This is a genomic window from Massilia sp. GER05 (genome assembly GCF_052056005.1).
Lineage (GTDB): Bacteria > Pseudomonadota > Gammaproteobacteria > Burkholderiales > Burkholderiaceae_D > Telluria > Telluria orientalis.
In genome coordinates this window covers 2,076,332-2,088,257 of the sequence record NZ_CP178858.1, presented here as the reverse complement: position 1 = coordinate 2,088,257, position 11,926 = coordinate 2,076,332, and the positions used below count along the sequence as shown (strand labels likewise).

The window sequence follows — 11,926 nt, the reverse complement described above, 5'->3', positions numbered from 1 at the left end:
ATTAACTTGCCATATGCACACATGGCTTCGGCAAGGCATCCATTAGAACAGCGACTTTTTCGATTTCACGACTGCACATGGCGACCCACGGCGGGCAACTCGGCGCCATGATGGGCCTGATGCCGGAAGGCGGCCGCCTGCTGGACAAGGGCTGCGGCACAGGCTGGACCCGCGTGCTGAAGCCCGGCGGCATCTGCATCACGTCGGAACCGGGGCTGGGCCACGGGCGGCGCTCGGCGGCCATCCTGCAGGAATTCGGCACGACGGAGCGCGACATGGATCCCGCGAAAATCATCCACGGCGCGAAGAAGGCTGGCTTCACGGGCTGGTCCGTGCATCCGCACGCCCAGTATCTCTACATCGCGCTGTACCGGCGCGAGCTGCGCGGCCTGCTCGGCAAGGTGATGCGCATCCCGGGCATGCGCGCGCTCGTGGGCGCGCGCACGGTGCTGTTTTCCAGGCAACGGGCCGGCATCGTCGTCCTCCGAAAATAGAGGAGGTCGATGGCGGGCACGGGCGCCCGCCGTTCGACGCATGACGGCCTCAGTACTCGACCGCCACTTCCTTCGCGCCAAGGTGCAGCTCGAGCGCGTATTTCAGTTCGTCCGACGGCGCCACGCGCCAGGCGTCGCCCAGCTGCAAGGTGCACGGGATGCCCTGCGGCGTCACGCGCAGGCTGACCGGCAGCCCGTTCTCGTGACGGTAAGGCTGCAGGATCTCGGCCAGCTTCGCCGGCGCGATCGTGCAGGCCACGTCCATCTCCACCTTGTGGCCGTACTGGATGCGCGCCGTCGCGATGTCGAACACCTTTTCCGCCGTGATGCGCAGGCCGCCGTTGAAGCGGTCTTCCGACACTTTACCCACGACGAGCAGGAACTCGTCCTCGCGGAAGATGTTCTTGTGCTGTTCGAACAGCTCGTTGTAGATGGTGACCTCGACGACGCCGGACTTATCGTCCAGCGACACGATGAGGATCTTGCCGCGCTGCGTGAGCTGCGTGCGCACGCCCGTGATCACGCCGCACAGCATGCGCGGGTCGCGCGACGGTTCCAGGTCCTTCAGCTTGGTCTTGGCGAACCGGCGCACTTCCTGCGCGTACGAATCGAACATGTGACCGGACAGGTAATAGCCCAGCGCGGTCTTTTCCTCGGCCAGCTTCTGGCGGTCCGTCCACGGCGTCGCCTTCACGTAGTCGGGCGGCGCGACGAGGTCGGAATCGTCGCCGCCGAACAGGCTGACCTGGTTGGCGGCGGCGGCGGCCTGTCCCGCCGCTTCCATCGCGAAGGCGACCGATGCCAGCAGCACCGCGCGGTCGATGCCGAAGCAGTCCATCGCGCCCGCGCGGATCAGCGACTCGATCGTGCGGCGGTTGATCTGCTTGCGGTCGACGCGCTTGCAGAAGTCGAACAGGTCCTTGAACCTGCCGCCCGCTTCACGCGCGGCGATGATCGCCTCGATCGCGCCCTGCCCCGCGCCCTTCACGCCGCCCAGGCCATAGCGGATGTTTTTCACCGGCTTGCCCGTGACGGACGGCGGCGGGCCTTCCGGCGTGAAGCGGAACTGCGATTCGTTGACGTCCGGCGGCAGGATCGTCAGGCCGCACATGTCGATCGAGTCCTCGACGAGGATCTTGATCTTGTCCGTGTCTTCCATGGCCAGCGACATGTTGGCTGCCATGAACGCGGCGGTGTGGTGGACCTTCAGGTACGCCGTGTGATACGACAGCAGCGCGTACGCGGCCGCGTGCGACTTGTTGAAGCCGTAGCCCGCGAACTTCTCCATCAGGTCGAAGATCTCGTCGGCCTTTTCCGTCGTCAGGCCGTCCTTCGCGGCGCCGGCGCGGAAGATCGCGCGGTGCTCGGCCATTTCCTCGGCCTTCTTCTTGCCCATCGCGCGGCGCAGCATGTCCGCGCCGCCCAGCGAGTAGCCGCCGACGATCTGCGCCATCTGCATCACCTGCTCCTGGTAGACCATGATGCCGTAGGTCTCGGACAGGATCGACTCCGTGCGCGGGTCCGGGTAATCGAACTTTTCGCCGTGTTTCCGTTTGCAGAAGTCCGGGATCAGATCCATCGGGCCCGGACGGTACAGCGCCACGAGCGCGATGATGTCCTCGAAGCGGTCGGGACGCGCATCCTTCAGCATGCCCTGCATGCCGCGGCTTTCAAGCTGGAACACGGCGACGGTCTTCGCGTCGGTCAGCAGTTTATAGGTCGGCCGGTCCGTCAGCGGCAGCTTGGACAGCTCGAAATCCTTGTCGGCAGGATCGAGCGAGCGGATGTAGTTGACGGCGCGGTCGAGGATGGTCAAGGTGGTCAGGCCCAGGAAGTCGAACTTCACCAGGCCGGCCGCCTCCACGTCGTCCTTGTCGTACTGCGACACGACGCCGGCATCGCCGCCCTGCGTGTACAGCGGGCAGAAGTCCGTCAGCTTGCCGGGGGCGATCAGCACGCCGCCCGCGTGCATGCCGATGTTGCGGGTGATGCCTTCGACCTGCTGCGCGAGATCGAGCAGCTGCTTCACTTCTTCTTCGTTTTCGAGGCGCTCCTTCAGCATCGGTTCTTCTTCGATCGCCTCGGCGATGGACACCTGCTTGCCCGGCTTGAACGGGATCAGCTTCGAGATGCCGTCGCAGAAGTTATAGCCGAAGTCGAGCACGCGGCCCACGTCGCGGATCGCGCCCTTCGCCGCCATCGTACCGAACGTGGCGATCTGCGACACGGCGTCGCGGCCGTACAGGTCCTTCACGTGCTGGATCACCAGCTCTCGCTTTTCCTGGCAGAAGTCGATGTCGAAGTCGGGCATCGAGACGCGTTCCGGGTTCAGGAAACGTTCGAACAGCAGGTTGTATTTCAGCGGATCGAGGTCGGTGATCTTGAGCGCGTACGCGACGAGCGAACCCGCACCGGAGCCGCGGCCGGGACCGATCGGCACGCCGTTGTTCTTGCCCCACTGGATGAACTCCGCCACGATGAGGAAGTAGCCCGGGAACTTCATCTTGATGATGGTGTTGTTCTCGAACTCCAGGCGCGCTTCGTAGCGCGGGCGCTCCTTCTCGCGCTGCACCGGATCCGGGTACAGCTCGACGAGGCGCTCTTCCAGGCCCTTCTTCGTTTCCGCGACGAGGAATTCGTCGATCGTCATGCCCGGCGTCGGGAAGTTCGGCAACTGCGGCTTGCCGAGCGTCAGCGTGACGTTGCAGCGCTTGGCGATCTCCACGGAGTTGGCCAAGGCACCCGGCAGATCCTTGAACAGTTCCGCCATCTCGGCCTGCGACTTGAAGCACATGCCTTCATTGAAGCGGCGCACGCGCTTGGCGTTGGCCAGCATCTCGCCCTCGGCGATACAGAACGCGCGCTTCGTGGGCGATGAACTCGTCCTTGCTGATGAATTGCACCGGGTGCGTCGCGACGACGGGCAGCCCGAGCCGGTTCGCCAGCGCCACCGAATGGCGCACCTGCTGTTCCTGGTTCGGCTGGCCGGCGCGCTGGATCTCGACGTAGAAGTGCCCCGGGAAGATCTGCGCCCAGCGGCGCGCGCACGCCTCGGCCTTGTCCAGGTCGCCGTTGTCGATGGCCTGGCCGATGTCGCCGAACTGCGCGCCCGACAGGACGATCAGGCCATTCGATTGCGGCACGTCCGGCTCCAGCGTGGAGACCGACGTCGCGAGCGCTTCCAGCCACTCGACGCGCATCTCGGCCCGCCCCTTGTACTGGTTCGTGAGCCACGCCTTGGACAGCAGTTCGCATAGCTGCAGATAGCCCGTCTTGTTCTTGCACAGGATGAGCAGGCGGAACGGCTTGTCGCGGTTCTCGTCGTTCGTGATCCACGCATCGACCCCGACGATCGGCTTGACGCCCTTGCCGCGCGCCGCTTTATAGAAGCGCACGAGGCAGAAGGCGTTGGCCAGGTCGGTGACACCCACCGCCGGCTGCTGGTCCTTGACGGCGGCAGCCACGAGGTCGTCAATACGGACGAGGCCGTCGACGATCGAGTATTCGGTATGGACGCGGAGGTGGGTGAAGATCGGGGAAGTCATCCTGTCATTTTACCTCGGACGGCCGAATCGGAGGGTTGCATCCAGGCACGGTGACGGTCTTGACAAGCGTTCCGCGCTTGATCTCGGCGTGACGTCGACATGCCGCGGGCGTGCGCGTGGGCGGAGGGCCGCCCACCCTACGGACCCGTAGCAGGGTGGGGCCCCCCCCCGTGCCCACGCGAAAGTAGTAGGGTGGGCACCCCGTGCCCACGCGGAAGTAGCGGAGTGGCCCTCCGTGCCCGCGCGGAAGGCCGCTAAAACGCATAATTGATGGCCCCGCCGAACACCCACTGGTTCGAACTCCCGCGCCGGTCCACGATCGGGCTGTCCTTCGCATCCCCCAGCAGCCGCTCATAGCGCCCGGCCAGGGTCACGCCCCAGTGCCGGTCGAACTGCGACGACAGCTGGAACGGGACCCGGATCGACATCAGCCCGCCCTCGGCCCGGTACGGCGTGCCGCCCCGCTCCGGGAACGCGGCGAGATCCGCACCGTTGATGCCGAAATACCGGTCCGCGAAATGGTCGCTCGCGAAAAACAGGCTGAAACCGGCCGAGCCAAGCACCGGCCGCCCGGCGATGCCTTGTGGAAACGGATAAAAATACGTCGCCTTGATGCTGCCCGTGGCGCCCGTGTACAGGTTGTTCGTGTTCCACGCGACGTCGCCGCTGAACACGATCTTGTGCAGCGGGTCGCCGGCCATCGGCATGTCGTAGCTGGCAAAGATGCCGAGCTCGGACGCGGCCGGGATCCGGCGCATCTGGCGCACGACGGCATCGTCGACGTCCGTGTCGCGCGTCGGCCGTGCCCGGTAGAGGAAGCCGGCCCGCAGGCTCTTCAGCTGGGCAAACGTCTCCGGCAGGTTCATATCGGACGGCAGCACGTTCAGTCTGACCTCGGGCCCGATCACGCGCAACCACATGCCATTGCCGAAGTTCGCGTGCAGGAAACCCGCGCCTTCGGGATGGTAGTCCTCGGAGCCGGGGAAGTCCGGCAACCCGAACGCACCCGCTCCCACCATATTCACTTCCTGCGGGAACTCGACCGGGATCACTTCCTGCGCGCCCGCGTGCGCCGCGAACAGGAGGGCGCCGGTGACTGCGAGACCGGCCTTGAACAACGTTGGCTTCGTCATGATTCACCCCTCGTTGAAAGATGCAAACCATCCTAAGGGGAGACGTCAATACGGCTGTTTGCGGCGGCTCATATGCGCCAGCGAACTTTTATGAAGGTTAACTGTCGAGCCAAGCGGGGCAGCATGCTGTCTGTGGTGCTGCCGCCACGCATGGCACTGCGGCTGGCTTATAATAGAGGGCTTCATTCCACGCTCCTCCGCTTTAACGATCATGCACGTCAATATCGCCGCCTACAAGTTCGTCACCCTCGACAACCTCGAAGCATTGCGCCCGCAATACCAGGCGAAGTGCAACGAGCTGGGCCTGAAGGGCACGGTCCTGCTGACGCCGGAAGGCATCAACATGTTCGTGTCCGGCCCGCGCGCGGAGATCGACCAGTACCTCGCCTGGGTGCGCAGCGATGCCCGCCTGGCCGACCTGGAGTGGAAGGAAAGCGTGTCGACCGAACAGTCGCACCGCCGCATGCTGGTTCGCATCAAGAAGGAAATCATCACGATGCGCATGCCGCTGATCAAGCCGGAACTGGGCCGCGCGCCCTCCGTGGCGCCGAAGACGCTCAAGCGCTGGCTCGACCAGGGCCATGACGACGACGGCGTCCCGGTCGTCATGATGGAAACCCGCAACGCGTTCGAAGTCGACGTCGGCACGTTCGACAACACGCTCGACTACCGCATCGACAAGTTCAGCGAATTCCCGGAAGTCGTCGAGAAACACAAGGACGAGCTCAAGGGCAAGACCGTCGTGACGTTCTGCACGGGCGGCATCCGTTGCGAAAAAGCCGCGATCCACATGCAGAACATCGGCTACGACCGCGTTTATCAACTCGACGGCGGCATCCTGAAGTATTTCGAGGAAGTGGGCGGCGACCATTACACGGGCGACTGCTTCGTGTTCGACTACCGTACCGCCCTCAATCCGAAGCTGGAACCGACGGAAACCGTGCAATGCTTCGCGTGCCGCGCCGTCGTGACGCCGCGTCAGCAGCTGGCGCCGGAGTATGTGGTCGGCAAATCGTGCCCGCATTGCGCGGGTGGCAAGGCAACGGTCGAATCCGCCGCCGGGGACGCCGCGGCCGCGCAATAAAAAACTCCCGCTCGATACTGCAGCGGGAGCCGGCACGATTCAGGTCACGAGCGCGTCTTGCGCAGAGTGCGTGCCATCCACACCCGGTTCAAGCCACGAAGTGCGGGGCTTCGACGCCCTGTGCGCTGCCCACGATCTGGGCGATATTGGCATCGATGACGCCCGGGTCGCGCGCCATGGCGGCGCTGGCGAGGTCGACGATCGAGTCGATCAGGCCCGACGAGATGTCGAACGCCTTCGGCCCCATGTAGGCCGAGATCTCGGCCGCAGTATCGAGGTGGTTCGTGTACTCGACGGCGACGGCGAGGCGGCCGTTGAACACGACACTGTCGGCATTGTGCGCAGTCTGCGCCGCCTTGACCATCTCGCTGACCACGTGCTCGATGCTGAGGATGTGGTTGTCGAGGGCGTCGGTCCAGAATTTCACGCCTTCCGCATCGCCTTCGCGGCCGAACATGTTGTGGTACACCGCTTCCACCACGTCGTGGTTGCTCTTGCCGCCGTAATTCGCCTGGTATTCAGCCGACGTCGCGAAGTCGTGCTGGATCTGCGTGATCACGTTCGGGTTCTGGTTCATGGCGCTGACCCAGAAGTTCAAACCTTCCGGATCCGCGGGTCGTCCGAAATACTCCACGTACAGCTTCTGAATCTCACTCACATTGTCAGCCATCGCTGCCTCCATCTAACGGTTGTGAATTCATGCTACATGAATTGACGGACAGGAGGCGCACCAAACTCAGGCGCAACGGACTGAGTTCCTCATGGATACTATTTCTTAAGAGAAGTAACTGCTCACATTCCAAAACGCAATTGTTACTTCTTGGATAGCAGGTAGGGTGGGCACCCCGTGCCCACGCGCGCCGGCGAATGGCAAGCGTTCGCGTGGGCGGAGGCCGCCCACCCTACTCTGGAAATAAAAGGCCCGCTGCGCGGAACGCAGCGGGCCTCGTGCATGCCTGGCGCCGAGCGTGTCAGCGGAAATACGCCGCCACTTCGCGCACGTCGCTGTCGCCGAGCGTGCCGGCCGCCGCGCGCAGGCGCAGCAGGCCGAGCAGGTAGGAATAGCGCGCCTGCGCGAGATCGCGCTGGCTCGAGTACAACTGTTGCTGGGCATTCAGCAGGTCGAGATTGATGCGCACGCCGCCCTTGATGCTCTGCTCGGTGGCGACCATCAGCTCCTTGCCGGACGCGACGGCCTTTTCCAGCGCCGTGACCTTGGCCACGCTGTTCTGCACGAGGTCGTACGCCTTGCGCAGTTCGACCAGCACCTGGTTCGTGCGGTTGTCCAGGTCGGATTGGGCGCGGTTCCAGTTGTCGGCGGCCTGGCGCGTCTGCGCGCTGATGGCGCCGCCCTGGTAGATCGGGATGTTCACCTGCACGCCGATCGTGCGGTTCACGGAGTTCTGCTGGTAAGTCTGCAGCGACGCCGAGTCGTCCTTGCTGTACGCCGCAATGAAATCCACGCGCGGCGCGTGGCCCGCCTTGTTGCGCTGGATCTCCAGGCGCGCGTTCTCGACGCCGAGGCGTGCGGACAGCAGTTGCGGATTGTGCGCGAGCGCGATGCTGCGCCACTCGTCCATCGACGCGGGCTTCAGCGGCTGGAAGTGGAAATTCGTCCCGAGCTTGTCGAGCGTGCCGGGCTCCATGCCGATCACGCCGGCCAGCGTGTCGCGCATGGCCTGGGCGTTATCCTGCGTTTCCACCAGCTGGGCTTCGGCGAGGTCGAACCGCGCCTTGGTCTCGAGCATGTCGGTCTTGGTGCCCTCGCCTTTTTCGAACAGGCGCGCGTTGACCTTCATCTGCTCCTGGTACATGTCGCGCTGCACGCGCGCGAGCTCCACCTGGTCTTCGGCGAACAGGGCATCGGCATAGGCGCCGACGACGCGCAGGATCACGTCGTTCGTATCCGCCTCGAACTGCTGGGCGCCCTGCTTCGCCTGGACCTTGCCCTGGCGGTAGCGCACGACACCGTCCAGGTTCAGGATCGGCTGGCGCACCTGGATGGCGGACGACCGGCTGATGTAGCGCGGATGACTCGGGAACCACATGTTGTACTGCGACGAATACTGGTCGAGGTCCGCCACGTTGCGGTTCGCCGAATAGCTGGCCGACACCTGCGGCAGCAGGTTCGACCGCCCGAGAATCTCGTTTTCCTTCGCCGATTCCTTCTCGAAGTAATGCATGCGGTACTGCGGATCGTTCTTCAGTGCCGCCTCGTAGGCCTGCTGCAGGCTGATCGCGCCCGCGTTGCCGGCGGCCAGCGCCAGCAGTGCGGCCGCGGCCACGGCCGTCCTGATCGCTCGCGCCATCGTCATTCCTCGCTCATCGACGAATGGGCACGGTCGAAGACCGGCTTGAGCAGGTAGCTCATCATCGTGCGCTCGCCCGTCTTGACGAACAGTTCCGCCGGCATGCCGGGGCGGATGGCCATGTGGTGGGCGGCGATCATCTTCGCGCCTTCCGGCGTCACCTTCACGCGTACCTTGTAGTACGGGACGCCCGTGTGCTCGTCGACGCTGCGGTCGGCGGACACCGTCTCGACCTCGCCCGGGATGCGCGGCGTGCGGTTGGCATTGAAGGCCGAGAAGATCAGCTCGGTCGGCAGGCCCTTGTGCACCTTGTCGACCAGGTTGACGGCCAGCTGGCCCTCGACGATCAGCGGGTCGTCGGCCGGCACGATGTCCATCATCTTGAAGCCCGGCGGCACGACGCCGCCGTTGGTGAACACGGCCAGGTTGACGACGGTGCCGTCGACCGGCGCCTTGACGTCGACGTTCGACAGTTCGAATTGCTGGGCGCTCATGCGCGCGCCCTGGGCTTCGGCCTCTTTCTGCGTCTCGCTCAACTGGGTGCGCACTTCCTTCTGGTAGTCCTGCACGCGCTGCGCCTTGCGCAGGGTCAGTTCCATCACCTGGCGCTGGGCGCGGCCGATGTTGCCGATGTCTTCCGAGATCTCGCCCTGCAGCTGGGCATAAGTGCGCTCCAGGTCCAGCAGGCGGTTGCGGGCGACGTAGCCATCCTTCGCCAGGTCGCGCATGCCCGCGAGCTGTTCCTTGAGGAAGCCCATCTGGGCCTTCTTGCTCTCGCGGCCTTCCTGCAGGCCCTGGATCTGCAACTTGAGGCCGGCGATGTTCTCGTCCACGCCGCCCAGCTCGCTCTGCAGCGACGCCTGGCGCGACGCCAGCAGCTGGGTTTGCAGGGTCATCATCTCGGCCACGCGCGGATCGCTGGCGCGCTTCGTCAGCTCGTCCGGGAAGCGGATGGTCTTCGCGCCGGCCTGCTCGGCCAGCAGGCGCGCCTCGGTGGCGCGCGCGTTGAGGTACTGGGCCTCGGTGATGTCGTAGCCGGCCTTGGCGGTGACGCCGTTCATGCGGACGAGCACCTGTCCCGCCTTCACGACGTCGCCATCCTTGACGAGGATTTCCTGGATGGTGCCGCCGGTCTGGTGCTGCACCGCCTTGCGGTTCGATTCCTTGGCGACCGTGCCGGACATCGGCACGCCCTTGTCGAGCGGCGCGAACGCGGCCCAGAGCAGGAAGCCGACGACGCCGAGCAGGACGATGAGCCAGCCCAGGCGCGCATAGGCGCGCGCGTCGGTGTTGACGGTCAACGGCTCGACGTCATGGGTGATCACTTCGGTGGCCGCGGGCTTGCCCGCTTCCTTGTGCGCATCGTTGTGTTTCACGAGCTTCATTATTTGCTTCCTTGTTCCGTCGTTGCGGGCGCCTGCTGCATGGCCTGGGCACGCGCCTGCGCGGCCTGCTGGGCGGCCTGCTGCTGGGCGGCGGCCTGCTGTTGCGCCGCCTTCTGGTTCGCTTCCTGGAGGGCGGCCAGCACCTGGTCGGTCGGGCCGAACATCTGGCCGACGCCGTCGCGCATCACGAGCAGCTTGCTGGTGGCGCCGATGATGCTGGTGCGGTGCGTGATCAGGACGATCGTCTTGCCGCGCCGGCGCAGGTCGAGCACGGCCTGCACGAGCGCCTGTTCGCCGATCTCGTCGAGATTCGAATTCGGTTCGTCGAGGACGATCAGCGCCGGATCGCCGTACATGGCGCGGGCCAGGCCCAGGCGCTGCTTCTGGCCGCCGGACAGGCCGGCGCCGGCGTCGCCCAGCGGCGTGTCGTAGCCTTTCGGCAGGTGCAGGATCATGTCGTGCACGCCCGCACGCTTGGCCGCCTCGACCACTTTTTCCGGATCGACTTCGCCGAAGCGGGCGATGTTGTCGCTGACGGTCCCGCCGAACAGTTCGATGTCTTGCGGCAGATAGCCGATGTTCGGACCGAGTTCGCCCTTGTTCCAGCTGTAGATGTCGGCGCCGTCGAGGCGCACCTTGCCGCCCGCGGCCGGCCAGACGCCCACCAGCAGCCGCGCCAGCGTTGACTTGCCGGAGCCGGACGGGCCGACCACGCCGAGCGCGTCGCCCGGCGCGATGGCGAACGACAGGCCGCGCACGACGGCCTGCGCCGCGCCCGGCGGCGCCGCGGTGACGCCTTCGACCGTCAGGATGCCTTGCGGCTTGGGCAATTCCATGCCGGCGCTGCGCTCCGGATTACCGTTCAGCAGCTCGGCCAGGCGGCCGTAGGCGCTGCGGGTGCTGGCCCACGATTTCCACACCGCGATCACCTGCTGCACCGGCGCCAGCGCGCGGCCGACGAGGATGGACGCGGCGATCATCATGCCCGGGGTGATGCGGCCGTCGATCGCCAGCAGCGCGCCGAAACCGAGCACACCGGACGTCAGCGAGGACTGGACGAACTTGGTGATGGCGCCGACGACGCCGGCCTTCTGGCTGGCGTCCGCCTGCAGGTTCAGGAAGCGGCTGTGCAGCTTGAACCAGCGGCTCATCAGGTTGGGCAGCATGCCCATCGATTCGATGACTTCGGCGTTGCGCAGGTTGTTGGTCGCCAGCGTGCCGGCCATGATCGCCATGGTGTTGGCTTCGCTGAGCGGCGCGCGCGACAGTTTTTCGTTGACGACGGCCAGCACGATCAGCACGGCGGTACCGCACAGCGCGAACAGGCCGAGCCAGGGCTCGAAGAAGAAGATGACGATCAGGTAGATCGGGAACCACGGCGCATCGAAGAACGCGAACAGCGCGTTACCGGTCAGGAACTGGCGCAGGTTCGTCAGGTCGTTGAGCGCCTGCCCGGCGTTGCCGCCCGCCTTCTTGAGATTCTGCTCGAAGGCCGCCGTGTAGACGCGCTTGTTCAGCATCATGTCGAACTTGGCGCCCACGCGCACGAGCACGAAGCTGCGCATCATTTCCAGCGCCGAGAGCAGCAGGAAGCCGCCGAGCATGATCAAGGTGAGCATGAGCAGCGTGATCCCGTTGCGGCTCGCCAGCACGCGGTCGTAGACCTGCAGCATGTACAGCGAAGGCACGAGGGCCAACAGGTTCGTGATGGCACTGAACGTGCCCACGGTCACGAAGGTGCTCTTGAAGCTGCGTAGCGCGAGCTCGATCTCGTTCTTGGGTTGGGATTGTTTATTGTTCATCTTCAGGCCGTCGTTGAGGTACTTGATGGATGGAAATATCCAATATCAAGCAGACGCGACATTATCGCCTAAAAGATCGAGAAAATGTGATGCCCATCACAATTTAATAACAAGTTTTATTAAACTTTTGTAGGAAAAAACGGACTAAAAAAAAGGCCATGCCCTTGAGCATGA

General features: G+C 64.7%; 7 protein-coding genes and 1 pseudogene. 2 read left to right on the top strand and 6 right to left on the bottom strand.

Translation table 11 applies throughout. The features are described from left to right. Nucleotides 1–77: 77 nt before the first annotated feature. Nucleotides 78–494, top strand: a complete 417-nt coding sequence (locus ACL58G_RS09430; RefSeq protein ID WP_440966489.1) for a hypothetical protein — start codon at nucleotides 78–80, stop codon at nucleotides 492–494. A 49-nt stretch (nucleotides 495–543) separates the two neighbouring features. On the opposite strand, the pseudogene dnaE reads toward ACL58G_RS09430, so the two are convergent. Together dnaE and ACL58G_RS09420 are read right to left on the bottom strand one after the other, a co-directional pair. Next, a pseudogene (dnaE, locus tag ACL58G_RS09425) lies at nucleotides 544–4,039 on the bottom strand (DNA polymerase III subunit alpha). 254 nt (nucleotides 4,040–4,293) lie between these two features. Beyond that, on the bottom strand, nucleotides 4,294–5,172 hold the full coding sequence (locus ACL58G_RS09420) for a MipA/OmpV family protein (RefSeq protein WP_413382649.1): 879 nt from the start codon (nucleotides 5,170–5,172) through the stop codon (nucleotides 4,294–4,296). 211 nt (nucleotides 5,173–5,383) lie between these two features. Between ACL58G_RS09420 and ACL58G_RS09415 the strand changes: the two genes are divergently transcribed. Beyond that, the gene (locus tag ACL58G_RS09415; protein ID WP_440966487.1) at nucleotides 5,384–6,256 is read left to right on the top strand and encodes a sulfurtransferase; all 873 of its coding nucleotides are present in this window, start codon (nucleotides 5,384–5,386) and stop codon (nucleotides 6,254–6,256) included. 88 nt (nucleotides 6,257–6,344) lie between these two features. On the opposite strand, the gene ACL58G_RS09410 is transcribed toward ACL58G_RS09415, so the two are convergent. From ACL58G_RS09410 to ACL58G_RS09395, 4 genes are all read right to left on the bottom strand, one after another. Then, nucleotides 6,345–6,914 carry a DUF4214 domain-containing protein gene (locus ACL58G_RS09410; RefSeq protein WP_440966486.1) on the bottom strand — a complete coding sequence of 190 codons (570 nt, stop codon included), beginning with the start codon at nucleotides 6,912–6,914 and terminating at the stop codon, nucleotides 6,345–6,347. A 313-nt stretch (nucleotides 6,915–7,227) separates the two neighbouring features. Next, nucleotides 7,228–8,565, bottom strand: a complete 1,338-nt coding sequence (locus ACL58G_RS09405; protein WP_413382640.1) for a TolC family outer membrane protein — start codon at nucleotides 8,563–8,565, stop codon at nucleotides 7,228–7,230. A gap of 2 nt (nucleotides 8,566–8,567) precedes the next feature. Further along, complete coding sequence (locus ACL58G_RS09400; RefSeq protein WP_440966484.1) at nucleotides 8,568–9,950, bottom strand: HlyD family type I secretion periplasmic adaptor subunit; 1,383 nt, start codon at nucleotides 9,948–9,950, stop codon at nucleotides 8,568–8,570. Then, nucleotides 9,950–11,752, bottom strand: coding sequence for a type I secretion system permease/ATPase (locus tag ACL58G_RS09395; RefSeq protein ID WP_440966483.1), 1,803 nt, complete (start codon nucleotides 11,750–11,752; stop codon nucleotides 9,950–9,952). The genes ACL58G_RS09400 and ACL58G_RS09395 overlap by 1 nt, the downstream gene beginning before the upstream one ends. Nucleotides 11,753–11,926: the final 174 nt, after the last annotated feature.

Bases quoted from the DNA above. Each gene is read 5' to 3' on its own strand.
- ACL58G_RS09430 (WP_440966489.1), top strand. From the start codon at position 78: ATGGCGACCCACGGCGGGCAACTCGGCGCCATGATGGGCCTGATGCCG.
- ACL58G_RS09420 (WP_413382649.1), bottom strand. From the start codon at position 5,172: ATGACGAAGCCAACGTTGTTCAAGGCCGGTCTCGCAGTCACCGGCGCC.
- ACL58G_RS09415 (WP_440966487.1), top strand. From the start codon at position 5,384: ATGCACGTCAATATCGCCGCCTACAAGTTCGTCACCCTCGACAACCTC.
- ACL58G_RS09405 (WP_413382640.1), bottom strand. From the start codon at position 8,565: ATGGCGCGAGCGATCAGGACGGCCGTGGCCGCGGCCGCACTGCTGGCG.
- ACL58G_RS09400 (WP_440966484.1), bottom strand. From the start codon at position 9,950: ATGAAGCTCGTGAAACACAACGATGCGCACAAGGAAGCGGGCAAGCCC.
- ACL58G_RS09395 (WP_440966483.1), bottom strand. From the start codon at position 11,752: ATGAACAATAAACAATCCCAACCCAAGAACGAGATCGAGCTCGCGCTA.